The organism is Pseudoalteromonas espejiana DSM 9414 (assembly GCF_002221525.1).
In the GTDB taxonomy this organism is placed as follows: Bacteria; Pseudomonadota; Gammaproteobacteria; order Enterobacterales; family Alteromonadaceae; genus Pseudoalteromonas; species Pseudoalteromonas espejiana.
Window position 1 is genome coordinate 759,677 of record NZ_CP011028.1, and the last position, 23,676, is coordinate 783,352.

The following is a 23,676-nucleotide window of genomic DNA, read 5'->3' on the forward strand; positions in this document are numbered from 1 at the left end:
TAATTAACAGCTGCCCTTTTCACACGAGTAAGCTCAGCATTTACTTATAGGTGTTCAGCTCGCTGGCGCGATGAGTAAACAGGTAATATTTAGCTTTATAAACTTATCTATCAAAGCTTAAAAAACCTGCTTGCTTAATTATCCATCTAAGCGTAAAATGCGCGCTCATTTCGGCTTTTATACTATTAATTCCTTGCCTTAAACCGACCGGCCGAAACGGTAGAAGGCTCTATTAACCGTAAGGAATATCCATGCGTCATTACGAAATCGTATTCATGGTTCACCCTGATCAGAGTGAGCAAGTATCTGGTATGATCGAACGTTATACTGGTTCTATCACTGAAGCTGGTGGTACTATCCACCGTCTTGAAGACTGGGGCCGTCGTCAACTGGCTTACCCAATTAACAAGCTTCATAAAGCTCATTATGTTCTTATGAACGTTGAAGCACCTACTGAAGTAATCAGCGAGCTAGAAACTACTTTCCGCTACAACGATGCAGTGCTTCGTAACTTAGTTATGCGTACTAAAAATGCAGTAACTGAAGCGTCTCCTCTTGCAAGAGAAGAGAAGAAAGAAGCACCAGCTGCTTAATTGTTTTGAGTCCTAGCATGGCACGTAATCAGCAGTTAGTGTAATGGTTAGCCCATATATGAATCAGCTGGTTATATCGGGGGTTGTTTGTAAAACACCCAAGTTTAGCCAAAGCCCTGCAGGCATACCGCATTGTATTTTTGTTGTTGAACATAAATCGATGCAAACCGAAGCAGACCTTAACCGTAATAGTTACGTTAGGCTTCAGGTTGTTGCCAGTGGTAAGCAAATGCAACAACAGACTCAACATTTGCACGTTGGGCAGGCATTGCAAGTGAGTGGTTTTTTAAATCGCCACGAAGGTCGTAACGGCCTTAGCCAATTGGTTTTGCATGCTCAGCATATAGAAAGAATTATTTGAGGAATTAATCTCATGGCACGTTATTTCAGACGTCGTAAGTTCTGCCGCTTTAAAGCGGAAGGCGTACAACAAATCGATTACAAAGATCTAGCTACTCTTAGAAACTATGTTACAGAAAGTGGCAAAATCGTACCTAGCCGTATTACAGGTACTAGCGCTAAATACCAGCGCCAGCTAGCAACTGCTATTAAGCGTGCTCGCTACTTAGCCCTTCTTCCATACACTGACTTACATAAGTAAGCAGCGGATTAACAGTTTTTAAAAGGTGTAGAAACATGCAAGTTATTCTACTAGATAAGATCGCTAACCTAGGTGGCCTAGGTGACCAGGTTGTTGTTAAATCTGGCTTCGCACGTAACTTCCTTTTCCCGCAAGGTAAGGCAGTTCCTGCAACTAAAGCAAACATTGAAACGTTTGATGCTCGTCGCGCAGACTTAGAAGCGAAAATCGCTGAACAGTTAACTGCAGCACAAGCACGCGCTGACAAACTAGAAGCATTAGCAGAAGTTACTTTAGTATCTAAAGCTGGTGACGAAGGTAAGCTATTCGGTTCAATCGGTACTCGTGACATCGCTGACGCTATCTCAGCTGTTGGTGTTGAAGTTGCTAAATCAGAAGTTCGTTTACCTCTAGGTACTATCCGTGAGACTGGCGAATTTGACGTTGCAATCGCAGTACACTCAGACGTAACAGCTACTATTAAAGTAATCGTTATTGCTGAAGCTTAATTTTTAATTAAGCCCAAAAAGCCGTGCTTTTAGCGCGGCTTTTTTGTGTCTAAAATTCCTCTAAACTCTTTCTAATTTTTCCCCAATAAATATTTTTATTATTTATTTAAACCTTTCTTGCCTGTCTTTGCGTCTTACTTATCAATAAACTAAAAGCATAAAAATAATTAAAAGGCGACATCACGGATGTTACACGTTAAACCCGAAAACGCGCCCATGTGCGAAGCTGCCTTAATTGAGCAAGTTAAGTCGGGCGACCAAAGCGCATACAAAACGTTATATGAGTTGCATATAAAGCGTGTTTACGGTTTATGCTTGCGCTTATTAGCCGATGAAGCACATGCACAAGATGCAGCCCAAGAGGTGTTTGTGCAGGTATGGTATAAAATAGCGCAGTTTGACGGGCGTTCTCAGTTTTCTACTTGGTTATACAGTGTGGCAAGTAACGTGGCGATTAGTTATGTACGCAAACATAAAAGCTGGCTTAATAAAGTAATAAGTTTTGAACAAAGCGGCATGGATGAGCAAAGCGCACAAAGCTGTAAAGGCTTAAATGGGTTAGATAAATTAATTATTCGCTTACCAGAGCGCGCCCGTATGGTGTTTGTTTTATACGCCATTGAAGGCTACCGCCACGAAGAAATAGCCAAGCAACTAGGTATGGCTGTAGGGTCGAGCAAATCGCAATATCATCGTGCAAGGCAGTTGTTACAAGAGTGGTACGAGTATGAGTAAACAAAATTTTGATGACTACTTAAACGAGTCTTTAAATAACTTAAATAAAGACATAGCACCTAATAAACCGCTTTGGGCGGGTATAGAGCATGCCATAGTAACGGCAAAACCGAGTGCTAATAAAGCCCCTTTGTGGCCAAAATTAACCGCTATTGCTGCTTGCAGTGTGGCCGCCTTGCTTGCTGTAAATATGTTTATAAACAATAACGAGCCAAACCAAGTCATGGTTATGAGCGATTATTTTAAAGCGCAAAAGCAAAGTTTATTAGTGCAGTATAAAAACCAAGATGCACTTACCAATAACTGGCAGGCACAGCTACAAGAACTTGAAGAAGCAGAGCGGGCAATTAAACAAGCGCTTGAAAACGAGCCTCAAAACCAAGCGTTACTCACCATGCTGGCGCAAGTTTACCAGCAACAACTCGATTTAATTAACAAGGTGCATGCACCGCGTTGGCAGCAAATATAGGGGAATAACATGAAAGCAATTTTACTCGGATTAAGTCTATTACCACTAAGCGTTATAGCGGGTGACAAAATAGATAAGCAAATAGAGGTGCCAAGCGGTGGTACTATTTTTATTGAAAACCAGCGCGGCGATGTAAACATAACCGGCTGGGATAAAAATGAGTTTAAAGTATCTGGCGAGCTTGATGATAAGGCACAAGGGTTTGAGCTAAAAACCACGGGCGATAAAACCGAGTTTATAGTAAAAATGCCACGCCACTTGGGTTGGGGAAGCAATGGCGATGGCTCTAACTTAACTGTATTTATGCCAAAAAGCAGTAGTTTAGAGTTTGCAGGTGTTAATGTGTCGGTGGTGGCTAAAACCCTTAATAACGGTGCTGAAGTAGATGTAGTTAACGGTGAAATTACCGTTGATGATATTACTGGCAATATTAAGCTCACCACGGTAAATGGTGATGTAAACGCAGAAAACTTAAACGGTAATATTCAATTTGAAACCGTAAACGGTGAAATCAACGATAGGCAATCAACTGGAGAACTACGTTTTAGTGCTGTAAATGGTGATATTAAATCAAACTCAACAGCAAGTGATATACGATTAGAAAACGTCAACGGCGATATCGATTTTACATTATCGAGCATTAAAAATTTACGTATAAATACCGTAAATGGCGAAGCAGAAGTACACATTAAAGAGCTGTTAAAAGGTGGCGATGTGCGTTTTGAGTCGGTAAGTGGCGATGCTGATTTTTACTTCCCGCAAAGTGTATCGGCTAAATTTGAAATTAAAGCCCATGCTAATGGTAAAATTATTAATAAAGTAACCCGCGATAAAGTAAGCAAAGCTAAATACGGCCCTTCAAGCGATTTAGAGTTTAGCGCAAATGGCGGCAATGCAAACGTTGAAATGGATACCATAAGCGGGCGCATAGAGGTTCGTACTAAATAGTGTATTTAGCGTGTATGATTACAAAAAGCAGGAAAAGATTTCCTGCTTTGCTATTTGCACAGCCCCGCCAAGTCGATAGAATAGAGCCATTCAATTTTAGTACTGTGAAGTTATGGCCAAACCAGATAAGCAAGTCGATACCCTTAAAGTTCCTCCCCATTCAATAGAAGCTGAACAATCTGTTTTAGGCGGCTTAATGCTTGATAACCAAGCTTATGACCGCGTAGCTGAGCTTGTTGTATCGCAGGACTTTTATACCCGTACGCACAAGTTAATTTTTGAGGCGATGACGGCGCTTGCTGAAATTGGCGATCCGATAGATTTAATTACCATTTCTGAAAGCCTAGAAAAAAATAATCAACTTGCTGGTATTGGTGGTTTTGCTTACTTAGCTGAAATAGCTAAAAACACCCCAAGTGCTGCCAATATTGATGCATACGCAAATATAGTACGCGAACGTGCCGTTGTACGTGAAATGATTGGTGTTGCAAACGAAATAGCCGAAGCAGGCTTTAATACCGAAGGGCGCACCAGCCACGACTTATTAGATTTTGCTGAGAGTAAAGTATTTAAAATTGCAGAGCAGCGCTCAAAAAGCACTGAAGGTCCGCAAAGCATACACAACATACTCGAAAAAACCGTTGATAAAATAGAAGAGCTTTATCAATCACCACAAGATGGTGTTACTGGTGTAAGCACCGGTTATGCTGACCTTGATAAAATGACCACAGGCTTACAACCTTCTGATTTAATTATTGTTGCAGCACGTCCGTCGATGGGTAAAACCACCTTTGCGATGAACCTTGCAGAGCACGCGGCTATGACTCAAGACAAGCCAGTGCTTATTTACTCTTTAGAGATGCCCTCTGAACAAATTATGATGAGGATGCTCGCATCACTTGGTCGTATAAACCAAACCAAGGTACGTACAGGCCAGTTAGATGACGACGATTGGGCGCGACTTTCATCAACCATGGGCTTGTTGATGGAAAAAGGCAAAATGTATGTTGATGACGCATCGGGACTTACACCGACCGATGTACGCTCACGTGCAAGGCGTATAGCGCGAGATCATGGTGGTATTAGTATGATCATGGTCGATTACTTACAATTAATGCGTGTACCTAGCTTATCGGATAACCGAACACTTGAAATTGCAGAAATTTCGCGCTCTCTTAAGTCACTTGCAAAAGAGCTTAAATGTCCGGTTGTTGCGCTTTCGCAGCTAAACCGTACGCTTGAGCAACGTGCTGATAAACGTCCAATTAACTCAGATTTACGTGAATCAGGTTCAATAGAGCAAGATGCCGATTTAATCATGTTTATATACCGTGATGAAGTGTACAACGAAGACAGCACTGAAAAAGGCATCGCCGAAATCATCATAGGTAAACAGCGTAACGGTCCAATTGGTAAAGTACGCTTAACATTCCAAGGTCAATTTTCTCGCTTTGATAATTATGCGGGGCCAGCAGTAGATGACGAATATTAATGCGACTAGCCACAGCTGAAATAAACTTAACAGCACTTGCGCATAACTTAGCGCAAGTGAAGCGTTTTGCGCCAAATAGTAAAATTATGGCGGTATTAAAAGCCAACGCTTATGGCCACGGACTTGTAAAAATAGCGCAGCATTTAAATGGCGCTGATGCGTTTGCTGTTGCCCGGATTGACGAAGCCTTAGCGCTTCGAGCTGGGGGGCTAACCAAGCCAATAGTGCTACTAGAGGGGTTTTTTAATAAAGCCGATTTGCCAATTTTGCTTGCGAATAATTTTCAAACTATTGTGCATGATGAAAACCAGCTTAGCGCCATAGAAAGCGCCAAGCTTGATGCGCCAATAACCTGTTGGCTAAAAATAAACACTGGTATGCATCGCCTAGGTATTGCACCTGAGCAGTTTGACGCGTTTTATAGCCGCTTAAAAGCAACCCCTAATGCTAAAAGTACCATTAACTTAATGACCCACTTTTCGTGTGCTGATGATACAAATAACACAAAAACATCGCAGCAAATTAGCATGTTTGATACGTTAGTCAGCGGTATAAACCAAGCGCATTGTTTATCAAATTCGGCAGGTATTATTGCATGGCCTACAGGGCATGGTGATTGGGTACGCCCGGGGCTTATGCTTTATGGGGTATCGCCTATGGAAAATTGCACGGGCGAGCAGCACCAATTAAAACCGGTAATGCGTTTAACGACAAAAGTGATTGCCGTACGTGATGTAGCCGCACATGAGCGAGTAGGCTATGGTGGGCGCTGGCAAAGTGATGAGCCAACTAAGCTTGCTGTTGTAGCAATGGGCTATGGTGATGGATACCCACGCCATGCAAAAGAAGGCACGCCTGTTATGATTGCAGGGCAGCGTTATGGCATTGTTGGTAGCGTATCTATGGATATGATCAGTATTGATATTGGCAGTAATGGCAATAACGTAAAAGTCGGCGATGAGGTAATTATGTGGGGGCCTGAGTTACCCGTAGAAGAAATTGCCGAGTGCGCCGATACTATCCCTTACGAATTGCTGTGTAATATTACACCGCGCGTAAGTTACGAGTACCAGCGATAATTAAGCAGTCATATTTATTCTTTAATAAAGTAAATATCACTAAAGCCCATACGGGCAAATTCTTGGTCGCGAAAATTACGCACCGCCGATGACCCTTTAGAGGTCATTTCTATTTGGCGTACCATGTTTAAGTAGTTTGTTAAATCGATACCTTCGGCAGCCGCAATAGCTTGATACATATCGTGGTATTTGTCTTTTGCGAAGTTAATTTCGCGCGGTTGGTTTTTAAATGTATAGGTTATTCTGCGTGCCATATTAAGCTCAGCTAAATTGAGTGTGAGTGTAATTTTACACTGTATTGAACTGGCATTGAACGATTTGTTGAAATCAAATAATTAAAAGTAGAGTTTAAAATGAAATTATCAGTAGAGATCAGTAAATACCCACTTCATCAAGATTACATCCCATTTATTAAAGGCTTTATTGATCGCTTAAACGAATACGACAATTTAAAAGTAATCACTAATACGCTGTCTACACAAATTTTTGGCGATTACGATTTAGTTATGCAAGTGCTTAATACCGAAATTAAACGCTCGTACGAAGAGTTTGGTAAGGCTATTTTTGTTTGTAAGTTTTTATCTGGCGATTTATCGCCAGAGTAACTGCTCCTTTTAATTTGTATTAAAAACGGTAACCGCATCATATGGACTTTTTAACGCAAACCTTAAGTGGTTTTACAGCAATGTCGCACTGGGAATATATTGCGGTAGTGTTGTCTATTGCTTATTTATTACTAGCAATAAAAGAAAGCTTATGGTGCTGGCCTGCCGCATTTTTAAGTACGCTTATTTACACCATAATGTACTGGAATGGCGCATTACTTATGGAGTCTTTGCTTAACTTTTATTATATGTATATGGCTGTATTTGGCTGGATGGTGTGGCGTAAAGGCAAAACCGATAATATAAGTATTACGTCGTGGTCCATGAATCGCCACGGCATACTTATAAGTGCAACCACAGTGGCGGCAGTTATTATTGGTTACGTAATGCAAAATTATACGCACGCTGATTTTGCTTACCTTGATAGCTTTACTACCTGCTTTGCAGTTGTAACGACTTATTTAGTTGCTAAAAAGGTGCTCGAAAACTGGTTATACTGGATAGTGATTGATGCGGCCTCTATGTACTTATATTACGAAAAAGGCTACTACCCAACGCTTGCGCTCTTTATTTTTTACACCATTATGGCCGCGTGGGGCTTTAAAACCTGGTACGAAGAATACGAGCAAAGCCAGGCTAAACCGCTGGCCCAACTGTAGCGCATGAGTCGTAACCCAACTATTGCAGCGCTATGCAGTGAATTTGTAGCACCTAAGCAGGTGCTACACACTATAAAACTGTTTAACGGATTAAGTAATGACAATTACTTAATCAAAACCGCAAAGCAAAACTACTTATTTAAATGCTATAAAGCACATTGGCCTCATATTGGCTTGCAGGCGCAAACTATGCTTAGCCAGTATAATGTTTGCCCTAAGCCTATTTGGCTTGATGAGGCGCACAGGCACGCTGCATTTACATATATTGATGGCGACATAGCCACAAACACTTATTCCCTCGATTTAATCAATAAACTGGCACGTGTGCATAGTTGCGGTATTACTACGCCACCTATGGATATTGCAAAAGAAGTGATGTATTACAGCAACAGTGATATTTATCAGCAATACAACACACTTATTGAGCATGCGCTTAGCACACTAAGCACCATGCCGGTTGATAGCGGTTTTTGTCATAACGATTTAGTAAAAGACAATATAATAGTCAATGCGCAGGGTATGTATTTAATCGACTTTGAATACGCGCAAACTAACGATGTGTACTTTGATTTAGCTGCGCTGGCTATCAGCCTTGAGCTTAATGCAAAAGAGGAGCACACACTGCTTGATGAATATAAAGCGCAGCGTAAAGCGCAAAGTAGCTTTTACTGCAGCGTTGAAAAGCTGTGTTATTTTAAGGTGGTGTTTTTGATGTTGTGTATAGGGTGGTATGAGCAGCGCGCTGTAAAAAGTAAGGCTAATACGTTGCGCGCGCAGCTAAAACAATTGGTTAATTGTATAAAATACTAAAGACCACCAAAGCGAGCTGCAAGCTCTTTATATTTTGCAACCTCGTCGGCATCAAATTGGGGTTCACCGTTTTCATCTTCTGACTTTGCGATAAGCAAACTCTCACGAGCAAGACGCTTTACACGCTCTGTTTTCACACCTAAAAACTCAGCAACTTGCTCAGTCGACATTAAACTCATAATTACTTCCTCTTTATAATCCGTAAGCATACACACTAAGCATAGTTAATAAATGTTGCTAAACGGTTACTATTTTTTAACGAATACCAATAAATAGCTTGTTTTTGGCTCGTTGTGAAGTGTTTTATTAAAAACAGTTTGATTTATAGGCATATAGCGCAATGAAGCTGGTATTTATTTAAAGATCTCTTTATTATTGCCAGTGCTAAAGCATTGATATCGCGAGTTAGTGTTTTGGCAACAAATGTGCTCTTGTGGTGAAATGGATATCACGTGGCCCTCCGGAGGCTAAGGTCTAGGTTCGATTCCTAGCAAGAGCGCCATTTGCTTATATTTTTTTAACCCCCCTTCATTTGTTACCTTAACCACTCAAACGTTTCATCCTTTATGGTTATATAGTACTAGAGTCGGCTCAAAAGCTAGACTTTTATGGTTAATTAATGCTATTTAAGTAGGCATATTTTTATTCTAGAAATTTTGTCTAACATGCTGATCACATTGCCCATTTCAGAACTTACCCCAGGTATGTTTGTTGATAGTGTTACTAAGCAGCATGAAGGGCTTAATAGTATAAAAATAAAAACCAGTGGTTTGGTGCGAAGTCAGTCGATTATAAAGCGATTAGTCACTGAAGGTGTTTTAGAATTACTTATCGACTTTACCAAAGGCGATGCCGCCATACCTGATAAGTACAAGCCAAAACCAGCCGCACAACCTAAAGCAACAACCTCAAGTAGCAAAGTTAAACAAGCAAAGCCAAAACCGATAATCACTCTTGAGCAAGAGTTTGCTAAAGCCAGCATTAGTTTTGAGCAACATAACCGTAAGCTACAAGCGTTATATGGCGATGTTACTACTGGGCTTTCGGTTAACTTAAACCTTATTGATGAAATGGCTAATGATATAGTTAGTTCGGTATTTCGAAATACCAACGCCATGACTATACTTACTCGTATAAAAGACAAGCACAGTTATAATTGGCGACACATGATTAATTGCGCTATTTTTACCGCGGTTTTTGCAAAATACCTAGGCTATAAAGAAGAAGCCGTGCAACAACTAGCAATGGGCGCATTGTTACACGACTTAGGGCAGGCCAAGTTACCACAGGGCATTATTTCAAGGCCTAGTAAGCTAACTAATAACGAAATGGATGTTGTAAAAAGGCATGTTGCACAAGGCTTAGGGTTAGTTAAAGGCGAAAAAGGAATTACGCCGTTAATACTCGATATGATAGTAAACCACCACGAACGCTTAGACGGCTCAGGCTACCCTCGAGGAATAAAAGCAGAAAAACTCAGCCGTCCCGCTCGTATAATGGCCATTGTCGATGTTTATGATGCGCTAACAGCCGATAGACCGCATCAAGAAGGAGATGAGCCAATAAACGCTTTACGTTACTTGCTGGCGCATAAAGAGCAATTTGATGCAGAGCTTGTTCAGCATTTTATAAAATGCTTAGGTGTGCATCCGGTAGGTACTATAGTCAAATTAACCAATGAGCGTTTAGCCTTGGTACTTGAAGGTAATAAGCTAAATCCAATAAAGCCAAAGGTTAAACTATTTTATAATGCAAAGCATGGTCACCACGTAACCCCTAAAGATCTCGATTTAAGCGAGCCAGATCAAAGTATAAAAATTGCATCGAGTATTAAGCCAATAGATTACCAAATTAATTTGGCTCGTTTGTTAAAAGAGCATTTGTTGAACTAGCATTTTTACATCGTTTAACTTTTGCATGCCTAGCAGAAATATACGCCCCTAAAAAGCAGCTTGCCATTAATGTAAGCCATAGCAAAGTGCCAAGCTCTACATGCAGTGCAAAACAACAAAAAGTTAAAGACACCAGCGCATTAACCATAGCGCCCAGCCAATAATGATTTACGGGGTTGTCGCATTGCCCAGCTTGCGTACAGGCACAATAGTTTGCTTTATAAAAACAATACACACTTGCACCACAAAAAATAAGCCCAGCCATAATAAGTAAAATGATCACACTTTTAGCTTCCTTTGTGATTTTGTAATGAGTTTAAAATGCGAGGTATTGCAAGTCAATCTAAATGATAATTAATTACAATTAGAGTATAAACTCTAATAACACATTTCTCCTCCGATGAGTTTTAAATAGTTGTTAAATTGTCGTTAAAAAACGTGTTTTTTGCTGTTTTTTGACGCTTTGTTACAGTTTTTTATAAAAATTTAAGGTAGTGTAGCCAAGTTTAAAATCCTAATAACAACACATAGATACCCAAACAGCAGTTTGGTTAAGGACTTAACAATGAAATTTACTAAAACTCTAATCGCAGCTTCGCTTGCGTTAGTATCTGCAGATACATTTGCTGCTGCGTTTCAGTTAGCTGAGCAAAACGCATCAGGCCTTGGCCGCGCATACGCCGGTGAAGCATCTATCGCTGACGACGCTTCAGTTGTTGCTCGCAACCCAGCTTTAATGACGCTTTTTAAAGATAAGCAACTAAGTGTTGCTGCTATCGGTGTAATTCCCGATGTTAGCTTAGAGGGTGAAAGTGCTCCGGCAGGTATTGATGAGTCATCATTAGATGACGATAGCATTGCACCAAGTGCTGTGATACCAGCAGCTTACTTCACTATGCCATACAACGATAAAGTATCACTTGGTTTTGGTGCTTTTTCTAACTTTGGTTTATCTACAGAGTTCGACGATGATTACGCGGCAGGTCAGATTGCTGGCGAGACAGAAATTTTTACTGTTAACCTAAATGCAAGCGTTGCATACAAAGTATCAGAGCAATTTAGCTTTGGTATTGGTTTAAACTACATTTATGCGGATGCAACGATAATACGAAATGTAGGTGCTAATCCTAGGAGCCCATTCTCAACAAATGTGGTTGACTTAGAAGGTGATGATACTGGCTACGGCTTAAACGTTGGCTTGATGTATCAATTAGATGAAAATAGTCGCTTTGGTTTTAATTACCGTACAGAAACTGATATTACATTCGAGGGGACTTATTCAAGTACTGCCCGTGGTATTGCTGAGCGTTCTGGGTCTGTTGATGTTACATTACCAGCTATTGCCGAGTTTTCTGGTTCACACCAGTTAGATGAAAAATTAGGTTTACACTACAGCGTATTGTGGACAGGTTGGAGTAGTTTTGACAAATTAGAAGCAGAAGTAGGTTTGCCGCCAGAGCAAGGATTTGAAAAAACAGAAAACTTCTCAGACGCTCTTCGTTACTCTATCGGTACAGATTACCAATATAACAAAGACTTACTCCTTCGTGCTGGTGTAGCATTTGATGAATCGCCAGTTTCAAAAAACCATTTATCAATCTCAATTCCAGATACGGACCGTTTTTGGTTCTCGTTTGGTGGTAACTACACAATAGACCAAAATTCTAACGTTGATCTAGGTGTAAGTATTATCCGTGGTAAAACACAAAACTTTACTGAAACTGATGACTCTCGCAGCGAGTGGGGCTTTGAATCTAAAGGCCATGCAGTATTACTTGGCGCTCAGTACAACTACAAGTTCTAATGTAGACATGCCTTGTGGTTAATCACAGGGCACAAAAAAGCCGCTCACTTTAATTAAAGTGAGCGGCTTTTTTATGCCTATTAAATAGTGTTAATAGGCATAATAACTAAAACTATAAACTTTCTATTTTAGTTTTTTGCTCAAGTAGCTTAGTTTTAGCATCAGTGAACTCAGCTAATTTAGCGTTTTCTTTTGCAAGTACAGCCTCTGGTGCATTGTTTACAAACTTTTCGTTTGCTAGTTTGTTTTGCACTTGTGCTAGGCCTTTTTCTGCTTTTTCGAGTTGCTTGTTAATACGTGCAAGCTCGGCTTCAACATCAATTAAGCCCGCCATTGGGATCATAATTTCAAGGTTACCAACATAAGAGGTTGCACACGCAGGTGCCCCGTCTTTGTTATCAAGCAAAGTGAATGCTTCAATTTTAGCAAGTGAGGCTATAAACGCTTCGTTCTCGTTAATACGGCGCTCGTCATCGCTTGAAGCGTTAGCAAGTAGCACGCTAAGCGGTTTGCTTGGGCTAATATCCATTTCACCGCGAATAACACGAATTGCTAAAATGAATTGTTTAACCCATTCTAAATCGTCCATCGCTTGTGCATCAACGTTTGCTTCATTATAAACAGGGAAGCCTTGTACCATAATACTCGTGCCGGCTGTTTCAAGGCCAGCAAGTGGTGCTACGCGTTGCCAAATTGTTTCTGTGATGTATGGCATCATTGGGTGCATTAAGCGCAGTAAGCTTTCAAGCACGGTAATTAGCGTGTTACGCGTACCACGTTGTTGTGCTTCACTGCCTTTGAATAATACAGGTTTAGTTAGCTCTAAGTACCAATCACAGAACTGGTTCCATGTGAATTCGTAAAGTGTGTTTGCAGCTAAATCAAAGCGGTAGTTATCAAGGTGCTCAGTATAGGTTTTAACGGTTGATTCAAATTGGCCTAAAATCCAACGATCAGCTAATGAAAACTCTTTTTCAGCATCGCTTGCAAAACCACAGTCTTGCTCTTCTGTGTTCATTAATACGTAACGACTCGCGTTCCATAGTTTATTACAGAAGTTACGGTAACCTTCAAGGCGGTTCATGTCCCAGTTAATATCACGGCCGGTAGATGCCATTGCTGCAAGGGTAAAGCGAAGCGCGTCGGTACCGTGTGCTTCAATACCGTTTGCAAATACTTTACGCGTATCTTTTTCTATTTTTGCAGCAAGTTTAGGCTGCATCATGTTGCCAGTACGCTTTTGTACTAAGTCTTCAAGCTCAATGCCGTCAATCATATCTAGCGGGTCAAGTACGTTACCTTTTGACTTAGACATTTTATCGCCGTTGTCATCACGTATTAGGCCCGTTACATAGACGGTTTTAAACGGCACTTGTGGTTTGCCGTTTTCATCTTTTATAAAGTGCAGCGTCATCATGATCATGCGCGCAACCCAGAAAAAGATAATATCAAAACCTGTTACCAACACGTCAGACGGGTGGAAGGTTTTTAAATCATCGGTATTTTCTGGCCAACCTTGCGTTGAGAACGTCCAAAGCGCAGACGAGAACCAGGTATCAAGTACATCTTCGTCTTGGCTTAGCGCAACATCATCTGCAATGTTGTTGTCGCGGCGTACTTCTGCTTCATCGCGGCCAACGTATACGTTACCTTCGCTGTCGTACCAAGCTGGAATACGGTGACCCCACCAAAGCTGGCGTGAAATACACCAATCTTGTACGTCGTTCATCCACGAAAAGTACATGTTTTCGTATTGCTTAGGAACAAATTGAATATCGCCGTTTTTAACCGCGTCTTTTGCAGGTTCAGCAAGAGGGGCAACACGTACATACCATTGGTCGGTAAGCAGTGGCTCAATAACCACACCAGAGCGGTCGCCGTATGGAACAGTTAGGCCATGATCTTCAATTTTTTCAAGTAGGCCAAGCTCTTCAAATTCAGTCACAATGGCTTTACGTGCAGCAAAGCGGTCTAGGCCGTGTAAGCGCCCAGGAATTGGCGCGTCAAATACAAGCTCTTTACCGTCAAAGGTGTATGTTTCACCTTGCGTTAAAATTGCGGCGTCTTTATCGAAAATGTTGATCATTGGCATTTGATGACGCTTGCCAACTTCGTTATCGTTAAAGTCGTGCGCTGGGGTTATTTTTACACAACCTGTGCCTTTGTCTTTATCGGCATGTTCATCGGCAACAATTTTAATACGACGATTAACGATAGGTAATAAAATGTCTTTACCAATTAAATCTGTGTAGCGCTCGTCATCTGGGTTTACTGCAACACCTGAGTCACCTAGCATGGTTTCTGGGCGCGTAGTCGCCACTACAATGTAGTCTTTACCGTCTTGTGTTTTAACGCCATCGGCTAATGGGTAACGTAAGTTCCACATGTGACCTTGTTTGTCTTTGTTTTCAACTTCAAGGTCTGAAATAGCGGTGTGTAATTTTGGATCCCAGTTTACTAAGCGCTTACCACGATAAATTAGGTTTTCTTTGTGAAGGCGTACAAACACTTCTTTAACGGCTTCAGATAGGCCATCGTCCATAGTAAAACGTTCACGGTCCCAATCAACTGATGCGCCAAGGCGACGAAGCTGCTTTGTAATTGTGCCACCAGATTCGTTTTTCCATTCCCAGATTTTATTAATAAAATCTTCGCGGCCTAAATCGTGGCGTGTTTTACCTTCTTCAGCATGCAGTTTACGCTCAACCAACATTTGCGTTGCAATACCTGCGTGGTCAGTACCTACTTGCCATAATGTGTTGTTACCTTGCATACGTTTAAAACGCGTTAGGGTATCCATTATTGTATCTTGGAAGGCGTGGCCCATGTGTAAGCTACCAGTAACATTTGGCGGCGGGATCATAATTGAATACGGTACGCCTTGGCCAGATGGCTTAAAGTAGCCTTTTTGTTCCCAGTCTTGGTATAGCGACTGTTCAATATCTTGCGGATTGTAGGTTTTATCCATTACACAGAACCTTAAATAAGTACTTAAATTAGTTGGTTAGCTTTTCCTAAACGGCTAGCTATTTATATCTTGCGTGTTGATATTGGCACCAAGTTGGCGCAGCTTTTTAAAGCGCTCGCGAGCGGCTTGTTTAGCTACAGACTCTACTGGTACAAAATCAAAAACTTGGCTAAAGCGTCTAATAAAATCGGGTAGATTATTAGCTAAGTTAATTAAAACGTTACGTTTGCCAACAGGGGGCGTGGTGCCTATTTCTACTGGTGCGCCGGCTTTTGGGCCTTCGCCTTGTAGGTTGTGGGGCACAAAACTGTCGGGATCAAATGCCCAAAGGGTTTCGTCAATGGCATAGGCGGTGTGTTCGTTATCAACAAAAATAAACACACGGTTTCCCGAACGATACTGCTGTGCGGCAATTTGAGCTGCTAAAGCAAAATGATCATCAGGCTTAGCTTTTGATTCATCTTGTTGCTTTAGAACGAAAAATTGAGCATTCATGTTCATTGTATCGGGGTTTCCCATGACATTGAATGTGCACATAGTTAATACACATAAATTAAGAGGCAGATTTTGCCATATAACCGGGTTTGCTTCAATTAATACGCTAATAAATACAGCAATAAAAAAGGCGCCAAATGGCGCCTTAATATAAGCTTTGCAAGTTATTAATCGTGTGCGGCTTCGCTTACGCCGGCGCGGTTTAATAAATACTGAGTAAGCATAGGAACAGGGCGACCCGTTGCGCCTTTTTTAGCGCCACTGCGCCAGGCTGTACCGGCTACATCTAAATGTGCCCAGTTATACTTTTTAGTAAACTTAGATAAGAAACACGCTGCGGTAATAGTACCTGCAGAGCGCCCGCCTAAGTTTGTAAAATCAGCAAACGGGCTATCTAGTTGATCTTGATAGTCATCCCACAGCGGTAACTGCCATGCACGGTCGCCACTTTGCTCAGACGCTTTTAATAAGTCATGGGCTAGTGGATTATGATTTGACAGTAAACCTGTAGCATGTGCACCAAGAGCAACAATACATGCACCTGTTAGTGTGGCTACGTCAATGACTGTATCTGGGTCAAAGCGCTCAACGTAAGTAAGTGCATCACATAATACTAAACGCCCTTCAGCATCAGTATTAAGTACTTCAACGGTTTGGCCCGACATAGTTGTTAAAATATCACCTGGGCGATACGCGTTAGAGCTTGGCATGTTTTCACAGCCGGCTAAAACGCCAATTACGTTAATAGGTAGCTGCATTTGCGCAAGTGCACGCATTGCACCAATAACACCTGCTGCGCCACCCATGTCGTATTTCATTTCGTCCATGGCTTCGCCAGGTTTAATTGAAATACCGCCCGAGTCAAACGTTAAACCTTTACCAACAAGTACAATTGGCGCTTGGTCATCAGCTGCGCCTTTGTAGTTAATAACCGACATAACCGATTCGTTGTCACTACCACGGCCTACAGCTAAGTATGAATTCATACCAAGCTCTGCCATTTTTTCTTCGCCAATAATATCAACAGTAATGTTATCAAAATTAGTAGCTAGCTCTTGCGCTTGCTCGCCTAAATACGCAGGGTTACAAATATTAGGTGGCATGTTTGCTACGTCTTTACATAGCTTGCTACCTGCGGCTATTGCAAGGCCGTGCTCAATTGCGCTTTCGCCGATAGTAAGTTCGCGGCGTGTAGGTACATTAAACACAATTTTACGAAGCGGGCGACGAGGGTCTACTTTTTTGCTTTTTAATTGGTTAAATGTGTATAAGCAATCTTGCGTTGTTTCTACTGCTTGGCGCACTTTCCAGTAGGTATCGCGGCCTTTAACGTGCTGCTCTGTTAAAAAGCATACCGCTTCCATTGAACCGGTTTCGTTTAAGGTATTAATTGTTTTAGAAATAATTTGTTTATATTGCTTATCGTCAAGCTCACGCTCTTTACCACAGCCAACAAGCAATACGCGCTCGCTTAAAACATTAGGTACATGGTGCAATAATAAAACTTGCCCTGGCTTGCCTTCTAAATCGCCACGGCGTAATAAATTTGAGATATAACCATCGCTGATTTTATCGAGTTGTTCACCAATGGGGGATAACCTACGTGGTTCGTAAACGCCAACGACGATACACGCGCTGCGTTGTTTTTCTGGGCTACCACTTTTTACGTTAAATTCCATTGTCACTCCTGGTTGTGAGTCATTTACGTTATTAAATTGGGGCTAAAAAAAGAAAATCTAGTCCTAGCTACGTAACTTATGTAGAGATAATCTTAATTTTAGCTGATTTTTTCTGACTCTTACTGTGTAATTGAACTTTATATGTTTAAGGGCTACTAATGCAACAATATATCTTGCACTTAGGTAGGATAATTAATTTTGTTAGCTTATAATAATGGCTTATTTACCAGATAAAACTGAGTAAAATAGCTACTTTATTATCAAATTATCACTATTGTAGTGAAATTCTATGTTTAACAGGGGCGAGCATTGCTTATTTTTCGTTATTTGACCGCTGAGGTTTTAAAATCGCAGGTCGCCGTATTTTTAACTCTAATGACCATTTTTGTGTCACAAAAGTTTGTGGTTATTTTAGGTGATGCCTCAGAAGGGAGCATTCCTGCCAAATTAGTATTATCGATGATTGCGCTTAAATTGCCGCAATTGGCCTCGTTAATCCTGCCATTAAGTATTTTTTTAGGCATTATTTTAGCTTATAGCCGTATTTACGCCGACAGTGAAATGACCGTGCTTAAAGCCTGTGGTGTAAGTGAATGGTATGTAGTGCGTGTTACGCTTATTTCTAGTGTGGGTTTAGCTATATTGGCAGCCTCACTGACAATGTACCTTGCGCCGTGGGCCAGCGAGCAAGAGTACCAATTAAAAGAACAAGCCAAAGCCGATGCAGGCTTATCAGCGCTCAGGGCTGGGCGGTTCCAGCAAACGGGTAATGAAAAAGCCGTGGTGTTTATTCATAACATTGAAAACGGCGGTAAAGAGCTCAACAAAGTATTTGTTGCACAGCTGCCCGATACCGAAAAAGACGACCTAGCGCGTTTAGTTTACGCCGAGCAAGGCGTCGTAGTAGAGGCTGTAAATGGCGAGCAACAATTAGTACTTACCGATGGCAAACGCTACGAAACCGACGGTGAAACACCTGCGCTTAATTTAACGCAATTTGATGGCTACAGCGTACAAATACGCGAACAAGAAATAGAGCATCAACGTCGTAAATTAGAGGCAATACCCACAAACCAACTATTGCCGTTAAATACTTCTGAGTCTATTGCACAGTGGCAATGGCGTATTGCTATACCGCTGTCTATACCGCTACTTACGTTAATTGCCGTGCCTTTAAGTGTGGTGAATCCTCGCCAAGGTAAATTTGCTAAACTAGTACCCGCCATTAGCTTATATTTAGGTTACTTTATATTGCTTAACGCTGCTAAATTTGCAGTGGAAGATGGTAAAATTCCGCCGTCAATTGGCCTGTGGTGGATACATTTAAGTGCCTTATTTATTGGTAGTTTATTAATAATTAAAGGCCGCCCATTAGGTGCATGGCTTAAAGCCGTTGTGACAAAACGGGAGCTAAGCGCATGATGAAAACACTTGATTGGTACCTAGGGCGCAGTATTTTACAAACCACAGGTTTTGCACTGTTAGTACTTGCCGGTATTAGCACCTTAATTAAATTTATAGAGCAGTTAAAATCAGTAGGGCGCGGTAGTTACGATTTAATGACCGCCATGCTTTATACGCTTTATAGTATTCCTGGTGATTTAGTTATATTTTTCCCTATGGCGGCGCTCATTGGTGGCTTAACAGGATTAGGCGCTTTAGCCTCTAACAGTGAGCTGGTAGTAATGCAGTCGGCAGGTATGTCGCGATTACAAATTATTGGCTCAGTGATGAAAACCGCCGTATTCATGGCCATTTGTATGATGGCTCTGGGTGAGTGGGGCGCACCCGAGGCGCAACAACACGCAAAAGAAATGCGTAACCAGGCAATACATGGCGGCGATGTGTTCAACGCGCAAAAAGGTGTATGGGCTAAAGATGGCAATAACTTTATTAATATTGAAGATGTAGACCAAAGCGGGCGCTTAAATGGCGTGCATATGTACCATTTTGATAAGTCACTCGATTTAACACAAATAACTAAAGCTAAAGTTGCGCTTGGGCGTGACGAAGGTTGGTTACTGCGCGATGTAAATAAAGTACATATAAGCGACGAGCAAATAAGCAGTGAACACATAGATGAAGAGTTTTACCCGTCGCAATTAACCGCTGAAAAGCTAGGGGTCGTATCGGTAAAGCCTGAGTCGCTTTCCTTTACTGGGCTTTGGTCGTACTTAGGGTATTTAAAACAAAATGAGCAAGATACTAGCACCTATGAGCTAGCCTTATGGCGCAAGCTCATGCAGCCGGTATCGGTTGCAGTTATGCTACTGGTAGCGCTGTCGTTTATATTTGGCCCACTGCGTACTGTAACTATGGGCGCACGCATAATTATGGGCGTAGTAACGGGGATCATATTTCACCTAACTAACGAAATATTTGGCCCAGTGGTGATGGTTTACCAAATCCCGGCCATTATAGGTGCGGTCCTACCTAGTATTATATTTATAAGCTTTGCTACTTACTTAATGAATAAAAAAGTATAGCCAGCGAGTAAGGCATTAAAAAAGGGTGACCAATGGTCACCCTTGTTGCTTTTAGTTTCTTTACTAATCAAGCTCGCGGTAAATACGTTTGTTTTCTTCTTTTGTGAGTGTAATGACTTCGGTTTTAGATAGGTAATCTTGCAGTGCTTTTTTATTTTTAAAATCTATTAATACCACTAAATTACCTAAGCCGAGTAATGCACACAGGCTGCGAACGAGTGATTGCGGCCAGCTAATTAAATTCCCCTCAAGGGTTTGTACTTTTAAACGCCATGCACGCATACCAATTGTTTGCCCGCTTTTAGTCCAAAAGTAGCCAAAAAACACCAAAGTAACAATAACAAGTAGGGCGCTGCGAACGCTTGAGAGCAATAACGAATCTTGAATAAGTGCCGATACATCCTCAGCCCCATTTAAACTAATAACATCAAGGATAATAAGCCCTTGTACAGCAAATAAATAGAGCACTACCGTTAACATAGCAAACGCAACAATGGCTAACGTATCGTAAACTAACGATGCAAAACGGCGCCAAAACCCAGCACGTGGAAACTCACCCGACATAAATATACTCTCACTATTAATATGCGCGCTAGTTTAGCAAAAAAGCGTACAAATACTAAGTGCTATAGTTTAGCGCTATTCTTTTGTGCATTTAGGGGCTAAGCAGTTAATCATAATTATTAGGGGTTGCCTAAATGTTGAGCGGTTGATCATGCTAATGTCATAAAACGCTTGCTGCTAACCCTATTGTTTGTATAATGCTTGGCATAGAGACGAAGGCACATAAATAATCCTGAGCTCTAAAGTGGTTTTTCTTTATCTTCTCGTGTTTAGAAGGTTAAAGAAAAATGATGCCAGCGTGATGAAATTGGTATACATGGGGGATTCAAAATCCCCTGCCGAAAGGCGTGCCGGTTCGAGCCCGGCCGCTGGTACCACTTTTTATAACCTCTGCTAGTTTTAGCAGAGGTTTTTTTATGCCCGAAATTTGTGACGGCGGACTCGATCACCACTCAAGTGGCGCTAATATTAGCCACAGTCCATCTGCTAGGTGAGAATGAACCGAAGCGAAATATCATAGTTGCTTAAATCTACTATATTGGCAGTAAAATTGTAGCTACGACGCCTTTGCTGTCATCTCTATTTACTAAACTCAAACTGCCTTTGTGTTGTTCAATCACGTTACGGCAAAAACTGAGTCCAATGCCTTGGCCTTGTTGTTTAGTTGTATAAAAAGGTACAAATATATTGTCTGGATTTGCAAGGCCATGTCCGTTGTCAGAGATGGTAATGCAGTTCACCGAGTTTTGCGTGCTAATAATTTTTAATGCTATTTTAACCGGGCTGGAGCTGGCTTCTATGGCATTTTTTATCAGGTTAATAATTACTTGATTTAAAAATGCACGATCGGCATTAAAAGTTGAGCAGTTAATGCTACGAGTAAACTCAACCTCAGGGTAAATAGCGCAAACTTGATTGAAAAAAGCCTTACTATTTATGCTAACAATATTGAGTGAAAGGGCTTTATTTATATCACCATAACGGGTTACAAACTCATTTAGGTGATTACAACGCTCACTTATTACGGTTAATGCTTGGGCTTGACGTGGTTCGGTAAGCTTTATTGCGAGGTTTTCAGCCATACCAATCACTGGAGTAAGCGAATTACGAATTTCGTGGCCGAGTACGCGAATTATTTGCTGCCATGCTTGTAGTTGGCTTTCACGAAGAGCAGAGGTGATATTAATCATTACAATAAGTTGATGGCAACTGCCTTGCTCTATAAATTCACTGTGGCGTATTTGCCATTGCTGCGCAGTAATCGCATCGCTAAGTTGCCAATTAGTATCGTGCTTTATAAGTCCTAATGCCTCTGCGCTTGAGTAGCGCAGAGTTTGCCATGGCGTATTTTTAAATTCGCTATATGCGTTGTTGGCGTAACTTAGTTTGTTGTTTTGATCGAGCACCATTATTGGTACATTAAAGTGCTCAATTAGCTGATATACCAAAAATACATGCTGATCATAACGTGATTTTTTCTTAAATAATTCTTCACTTAAAGTAATTAAGCTTTGTTGTAATTGCTTAATGCATCCAATTTGGTAACTTGGTTTAACGAGTTGGTTGTAATCCTCATTCAAAATAGCATCTAGGTGAGCATGGTTACGATTAAAGCTACTTATAATTTTGTTATAAGTACTCATAAACAACTTAAAATAAATAATTAAAAATAGCACTGTAATTGCTACTGAAGTTGCTGTCGACAAGGTAAAGTATTGGCTAATGAAGTAGCAACCAAGTGCAGATAAACAACCGCTTAGTGCAGCAAAGCTTATTAAACTGCGCTCTAATGAAGAGCTAAAAAGCCAGCGTGCTTTCATACAGTAATGCCGTACTTTTCAAGACGACGGTACATAGATGATTTACCTAGCCCTAATAACTTTGCAGCGTTAGGAATGTGACCTTGAGTTTGTTTTAATGCTAAATCAATAAGTTGGCGTTCAGCGCTTTCTAGGGTCATTAACGGTAGCGTATTATTAGCTTGATTATTATTTAGGTTAAGGTGACTCGCACTTAAAGTATCTGTAGTTGCTAATAAAACAGCACGTTCAATAATGTGGCTTAACTCACGTACATTGCCTGGCCAAGAGTAGTGTAATAATGCAAGTTTGGCACAATCAGTAAGCTTTATTAAATTATGATTATACTTTTTGGCGTGATGACTTATAAAGTGCTCACATAGCGGGATTATATCCTCTACACGTTCTCGTAATGGTGGAATAACAAATTCAAGCGTATTTAATCGGTAATATAAATCTTCCCTAAATGCGCTACTAGCGATGAGTTTACTAAAATCCCCATTGGTCGCACTTATAAGCCTAACATTAGCTTTTTTAGTGTAACTTGCACCTACCATTTCGTATTCTTGACTTTCAAGCACTCGCAGTAATTTAGCTTGTTGGGGTAGCGGAATATTAGCAATTTCATCTAGAAATAAACTGCCATTCTCAGCGAGTTCAAAGCGACCAATACGTTCATTTTTGGCATCTGTAAATGCCCCTTTTTTATGCCCAAACATTTCACTTTCAAATAACGACTCTACAATTGCGCCCATATTTACAGCAATAAAAGGCTGAGTTTTACGAGCTGATTGTTGATGTATCCATTGGGCTAACTGACTTTTACCTGTGCCATTTTCTCCGGTTAGTAAAATATTAGCATCAGTTTTGGCTACTTTTGCTAGCTGCCCAATCAGTTGTTGCATTGCTATTGAGTTATAAATAAAAGGTCGTGAGGGATGATCGCTTAATTGCTGCTGTAACTTTTTATTTTTCTTAGTGAGATCATTAAGTGTTAGCTGTTGCTGAAGTAACTTTAATAGTCGCTGATTTTGCCAAGGTTTTTCAATAAAGTCGCATGCCCCTTGTTGCATTGCACGTACAGCTAAGTCAACGCTTGACCAGGCAGTCATTGCTATAACAGGAATCGCTAATTGTTTTTTTTGTACATACTGTAAAAAAGCCATTCCTTCATTACCAGAGGTTGTATCGCGCGAGAAATTCATATCGAGCAAAATTAGATTCACAGCCTGGTCTGTTTCAAGCAATGCTTGTGCCTCAAAAGGATCGCTGCATTCAAGCACCAGATAACCACTATCTTCTAAAATAAATCGCGCGCTTAGACGAATCTCGGGGCTATCTTCGATGATCAAAATAGTGGCAGGCATAAACTTCCAAGTAAAAGGGATAAGCTAAATTATTGTAGCGTAAAGCGATTTCTATGCCAGTGATTTTTATCTATTGAATTTCAAACTGTTAATAACTAAATAGGGCTAAATATCCATGCACTAGTCCGAAATCGGACTGTGAT

Annotated in this window: 25 protein-coding genes and 2 tRNA genes; 18 read left to right on the top strand and 9 right to left on the bottom strand. The window is 40.9% G+C overall.

All coding sequences use genetic code 11. From position 1 onward, the window contains the following. Positions 1 to 251: 251 nt before the first annotated feature. The 9 genes from rpsF (at position 252) to alr (ending at position 6,405) form a co-directional block, all read left to right on the top strand. Positions 252 to 593 (top strand): 30S ribosomal protein S6, encoded by a 342-nt coding sequence (gene rpsF, locus PESP_RS03455; protein WP_004588455.1) that lies wholly within the window; start codon positions 252 to 254, stop codon positions 591 to 593. A 43-nt stretch (positions 594 to 636) separates the two neighbouring features. After that, positions 637 to 954 carry a primosomal replication protein N gene (gene priB, locus PESP_RS03460; RefSeq protein ID WP_004588456.1) on the top strand — a complete coding sequence of 106 codons (318 nt, stop codon included), beginning with the start codon at positions 637 to 639 and terminating at the stop codon, positions 952 to 954. Between the two features lie 12 nt (positions 955 to 966). Next, a complete protein-coding gene (gene rpsR / locus PESP_RS03465; RefSeq protein ID WP_002962753.1) occupies positions 967 to 1,194 on the top strand; it encodes a 30S ribosomal protein S18 in 228 nt (75 codons plus the stop codon). Positions 1,195 to 1,229: 35 nt separating this feature from the next. After that, on the top strand, positions 1,230 to 1,682 hold the full coding sequence (rplI, locus tag PESP_RS03470) for a 50S ribosomal protein L9 (protein WP_089346781.1): 453 nt from the start codon (positions 1,230 to 1,232) through the stop codon (positions 1,680 to 1,682). 186 nt (positions 1,683 to 1,868) lie between these two features. Next, positions 1,869 to 2,417, top strand: coding sequence for an RNA polymerase sigma factor (locus PESP_RS03475; RefSeq protein WP_089346782.1), 549 nt, complete (start codon positions 1,869 to 1,871; stop codon positions 2,415 to 2,417). Next, positions 2,410 to 2,886, top strand: a complete 477-nt coding sequence (locus tag PESP_RS03480; protein ID WP_089346783.1) for a hypothetical protein — start codon at positions 2,410 to 2,412, stop codon at positions 2,884 to 2,886. Before PESP_RS03475 ends, PESP_RS03480 begins: the two co-directional genes overlap by 8 nt. A 9-nt stretch (positions 2,887 to 2,895) precedes the next feature. Further along, complete coding sequence (locus PESP_RS03485; RefSeq protein ID WP_089346784.1) at positions 2,896 to 3,834, top strand: DUF4097 family beta strand repeat-containing protein; 939 nt, start codon at positions 2,896 to 2,898, stop codon at positions 3,832 to 3,834. Between the two features lie 112 nt (positions 3,835 to 3,946). Further along, positions 3,947 to 5,326, top strand: coding sequence for a replicative DNA helicase (dnaB, locus tag PESP_RS03490; protein WP_089346785.1), 1,380 nt, complete (start codon positions 3,947 to 3,949; stop codon positions 5,324 to 5,326). Further along, positions 5,326 to 6,405 (top strand): alanine racemase, encoded by a 1,080-nt coding sequence (gene alr, locus PESP_RS03495; RefSeq protein ID WP_089346786.1) that lies wholly within the window; start codon positions 5,326 to 5,328, stop codon positions 6,403 to 6,405. Before dnaB ends, alr begins: the two co-directional genes overlap by 1 nt. Before the next feature lie 14 nt (positions 6,406 to 6,419). Here alr and PESP_RS03500 read toward each other — a convergent pair whose 3' ends face one another. Next, positions 6,420 to 6,659: a DUF2960 domain-containing protein gene (locus PESP_RS03500; RefSeq protein WP_004588463.1), complete on the bottom strand. Its 240-nt coding sequence runs from the start codon at positions 6,657 to 6,659 to the stop codon at positions 6,420 to 6,422. Between the two features lie 99 nt (positions 6,660 to 6,758). Between PESP_RS03500 and PESP_RS03505 the strand changes: the two genes are divergently transcribed. The 3 genes from PESP_RS03505 to PESP_RS03515 are packed head-to-tail and all read left to right on the top strand — an operon-like array spanning position 6,759 to position 8,479. Continuing rightward, a complete protein-coding gene (locus tag PESP_RS03505) occupies positions 6,759 to 7,010 on the top strand; it encodes a hypothetical protein (RefSeq protein ID WP_004588464.1) in 252 nt (83 codons plus the stop codon). A gap of 41 nt (positions 7,011 to 7,051) precedes the next feature. Beyond that, a complete protein-coding gene (gene pnuC / locus PESP_RS03510) occupies positions 7,052 to 7,669 on the top strand; it encodes a nicotinamide riboside transporter PnuC (protein ID WP_089346787.1) in 618 nt (205 codons plus the stop codon). A 3-nt stretch (positions 7,670 to 7,672) separates the two neighbouring features. Next, a complete protein-coding gene (locus tag PESP_RS03515) occupies positions 7,673 to 8,479 on the top strand; it encodes a phosphotransferase (RefSeq protein ID WP_089346788.1) in 807 nt (268 codons plus the stop codon). Here PESP_RS03515 and PESP_RS03520 read toward each other — a convergent pair. Further along, a complete protein-coding gene (locus PESP_RS03520; protein WP_055015266.1) occupies positions 8,476 to 8,658 on the bottom strand; it encodes a hypothetical protein in 183 nt (60 codons plus the stop codon). The genes PESP_RS03515 and PESP_RS03520 overlap by 4 nt on opposite strands. Positions 8,659 to 8,906: 248 nt before the next feature. Here PESP_RS03520 and PESP_RS03525 point away from each other — a divergent pair. Both PESP_RS03525 and PESP_RS03530 read left to right on the top strand, forming a co-directional pair. Further along, a tRNA-Arg gene (locus tag PESP_RS03525) sits at positions 8,907 to 8,981 on the top strand. A 163-nt stretch (positions 8,982 to 9,144) separates the two neighbouring features. Further along, positions 9,145 to 10,371: a cyclic di-GMP phosphodiesterase gene (locus PESP_RS03530; RefSeq protein WP_089346789.1), complete on the top strand. Its 1,227-nt coding sequence runs from the start codon at positions 9,145 to 9,147 to the stop codon at positions 10,369 to 10,371. Here the strand turns inward: PESP_RS03530 and PESP_RS03535 are convergent. Beyond that, complete coding sequence (locus PESP_RS03535) at positions 10,331 to 10,654, bottom strand: hypothetical protein (RefSeq protein ID WP_089346790.1); 324 nt, start codon at positions 10,652 to 10,654, stop codon at positions 10,331 to 10,333. The two genes, PESP_RS03530 and PESP_RS03535, sit on opposite strands and share 41 nt — an antisense overlap. Before the next feature lie 282 nt (positions 10,655 to 10,936). Here PESP_RS03535 and PESP_RS03540 point away from each other — a divergent pair, with 282 nt between their 5' ends. Next, the gene (locus PESP_RS03540) at positions 10,937 to 12,175 is read left to right on the top strand and encodes an outer membrane protein transport protein (protein WP_089346791.1); all 1,239 of its coding nucleotides are present in this window, start codon (positions 10,937 to 10,939) and stop codon (positions 12,173 to 12,175) included. Between the two features lie 112 nt (positions 12,176 to 12,287). Here PESP_RS03540 and PESP_RS03545 read toward each other — a convergent pair whose 3' ends face one another. The 3 genes from PESP_RS03545 to pepA all read right to left on the bottom strand — a co-directional run bounded on the left by PESP_RS03545 (position 12,288) and on the right by pepA (position 17,317). Further along, positions 12,288 to 15,143, bottom strand: a complete 2,856-nt coding sequence (locus PESP_RS03545) for a valine--tRNA ligase (RefSeq protein WP_089346792.1) — start codon at positions 15,141 to 15,143, stop codon at positions 12,288 to 12,290. 54 nt (positions 15,144 to 15,197) lie between these two features. After that, a complete protein-coding gene (locus PESP_RS03550) occupies positions 15,198 to 15,644 on the bottom strand; it encodes a DNA polymerase III subunit chi (RefSeq protein WP_089349094.1) in 447 nt (148 codons plus the stop codon). Between the two features lie 161 nt (positions 15,645 to 15,805). Beyond that, positions 15,806 to 17,317 carry a leucyl aminopeptidase gene (pepA, locus tag PESP_RS03555; RefSeq protein WP_089346793.1) on the bottom strand — a complete coding sequence of 504 codons (1,512 nt, stop codon included), beginning with the start codon at positions 17,315 to 17,317 and terminating at the stop codon, positions 15,806 to 15,808. 309 nt (positions 17,318 to 17,626) lie between these two features. Here pepA and lptF point away from each other — a divergent pair, with 309 nt between their 5' ends. Together lptF and lptG are read left to right on the top strand one after the other, a co-directional pair. Next, positions 17,627 to 18,739 carry an LPS export ABC transporter permease LptF gene (lptF, locus tag PESP_RS03560; RefSeq protein ID WP_089346794.1) on the top strand — a complete coding sequence of 371 codons (1,113 nt, stop codon included), beginning with the start codon at positions 17,627 to 17,629 and terminating at the stop codon, positions 18,737 to 18,739. Further along, positions 18,736 to 19,803, top strand: coding sequence for an LPS export ABC transporter permease LptG (gene lptG, locus PESP_RS03565; protein WP_089346795.1), 1,068 nt, complete (start codon positions 18,736 to 18,738; stop codon positions 19,801 to 19,803). The genes lptF and lptG overlap by 4 nt, the downstream gene beginning before the upstream one ends. Before the next feature lie 63 nt (positions 19,804 to 19,866). On the opposite strand, the gene PESP_RS03570 is transcribed toward lptG, so the two are convergent. Beyond that, positions 19,867 to 20,367, bottom strand: coding sequence for an RDD family protein (locus PESP_RS03570; RefSeq protein ID WP_089346796.1), 501 nt, complete (start codon positions 20,365 to 20,367; stop codon positions 19,867 to 19,869). A 292-nt stretch (positions 20,368 to 20,659) separates the two neighbouring features. Between PESP_RS03570 and PESP_RS03575 the strand changes: the two genes are divergently transcribed. Next, a tRNA-Leu gene (locus PESP_RS03575) sits at positions 20,660 to 20,744 on the top strand. 156 nt (positions 20,745 to 20,900) lie between these two features. Here PESP_RS03575 and PESP_RS03580 read toward each other — a convergent pair. Beyond that, positions 20,901 to 22,187 carry a sensor histidine kinase gene (locus PESP_RS03580; protein ID WP_089346797.1) on the bottom strand — a complete coding sequence of 429 codons (1,287 nt, stop codon included), beginning with the start codon at positions 22,185 to 22,187 and terminating at the stop codon, positions 20,901 to 20,903. Beyond that, positions 22,184 to 23,533, bottom strand: coding sequence for a sigma-54-dependent transcriptional regulator (locus PESP_RS03585; RefSeq protein WP_089346798.1), 1,350 nt, complete (start codon positions 23,531 to 23,533; stop codon positions 22,184 to 22,186). The genes PESP_RS03580 and PESP_RS03585 overlap by 4 nt, the downstream gene beginning before the upstream one ends. Between the last annotated feature and the right edge of the window lie 143 nt (positions 23,534 to 23,676).

Coding starts and splice junctions, on each gene's coding strand:
- rpsR (WP_002962753.1), top strand. CDS start 967: ATGGCACGTTATTTCAGACGTCGTAAGTTCTGCCGCTTTAAAGCGGAA.
- rpsF (WP_004588455.1), top strand. CDS start 252: ATGCGTCATTACGAAATCGTATTCATGGTTCACCCTGATCAGAGTGAG.
- priB (WP_004588456.1), top strand. CDS start 637: ATGGTTAGCCCATATATGAATCAGCTGGTTATATCGGGGGTTGTTTGT.
- alr (WP_089346786.1), top strand. CDS start 5,326: ATGCGACTAGCCACAGCTGAAATAAACTTAACAGCACTTGCGCATAAC.
- pnuC (WP_089346787.1), top strand. CDS start 7,052: ATGGACTTTTTAACGCAAACCTTAAGTGGTTTTACAGCAATGTCGCAC.
- PESP_RS03520 (WP_055015266.1), bottom strand. CDS start 8,658: ATGAGTTTAATGTCGACTGAGCAAGTTGCTGAGTTTTTAGGTGTGAAA.
- PESP_RS03585 (WP_089346798.1), bottom strand. CDS start 23,533: ATGCCTGCCACTATTTTGATCATCGAAGATAGCCCCGAGATTCGTCTA.
- PESP_RS03580 (WP_089346797.1), bottom strand. CDS start 22,187: ATGAAAGCACGCTGGCTTTTTAGCTCTTCATTAGAGCGCAGTTTAATA.
- PESP_RS03485 (WP_089346784.1), top strand. CDS start 2,896: ATGAAAGCAATTTTACTCGGATTAAGTCTATTACCACTAAGCGTTATA.
- rplI (WP_089346781.1), top strand. CDS start 1,230: ATGCAAGTTATTCTACTAGATAAGATCGCTAACCTAGGTGGCCTAGGT.
- PESP_RS03480 (WP_089346783.1), top strand. CDS start 2,410: ATGAGTAAACAAAATTTTGATGACTACTTAAACGAGTCTTTAAATAAC.
- PESP_RS03570 (WP_089346796.1), bottom strand. CDS start 20,367: ATGTCGGGTGAGTTTCCACGTGCTGGGTTTTGGCGCCGTTTTGCATCG.
- PESP_RS03515 (WP_089346788.1), top strand. CDS start 7,673: ATGAGTCGTAACCCAACTATTGCAGCGCTATGCAGTGAATTTGTAGCA.
- PESP_RS03550 (WP_089349094.1), bottom strand. CDS start 15,644: ATGAACATGAATGCTCAATTTTTCGTTCTAAAGCAACAAGATGAATCA.
- PESP_RS03530 (WP_089346789.1), top strand. CDS start 9,145: ATGCTGATCACATTGCCCATTTCAGAACTTACCCCAGGTATGTTTGTT.
- PESP_RS03505 (WP_004588464.1), top strand. CDS start 6,759: ATGAAATTATCAGTAGAGATCAGTAAATACCCACTTCATCAAGATTAC.
- PESP_RS03500 (WP_004588463.1), bottom strand. CDS start 6,659: ATGGCACGCAGAATAACCTATACATTTAAAAACCAACCGCGCGAAATT.
- PESP_RS03540 (WP_089346791.1), top strand. CDS start 10,937: ATGAAATTTACTAAAACTCTAATCGCAGCTTCGCTTGCGTTAGTATCT.
- PESP_RS03545 (WP_089346792.1), bottom strand. CDS start 15,143: ATGGATAAAACCTACAATCCGCAAGATATTGAACAGTCGCTATACCAA.
- dnaB (WP_089346785.1), top strand. CDS start 3,947: ATGGCCAAACCAGATAAGCAAGTCGATACCCTTAAAGTTCCTCCCCAT.
- PESP_RS03475 (WP_089346782.1), top strand. CDS start 1,869: ATGTTACACGTTAAACCCGAAAACGCGCCCATGTGCGAAGCTGCCTTA.
- pepA (WP_089346793.1), bottom strand. CDS start 17,317: ATGGAATTTAACGTAAAAAGTGGTAGCCCAGAAAAACAACGCAGCGCG.
- lptG (WP_089346795.1), top strand. CDS start 18,736: ATGATGAAAACACTTGATTGGTACCTAGGGCGCAGTATTTTACAAACC.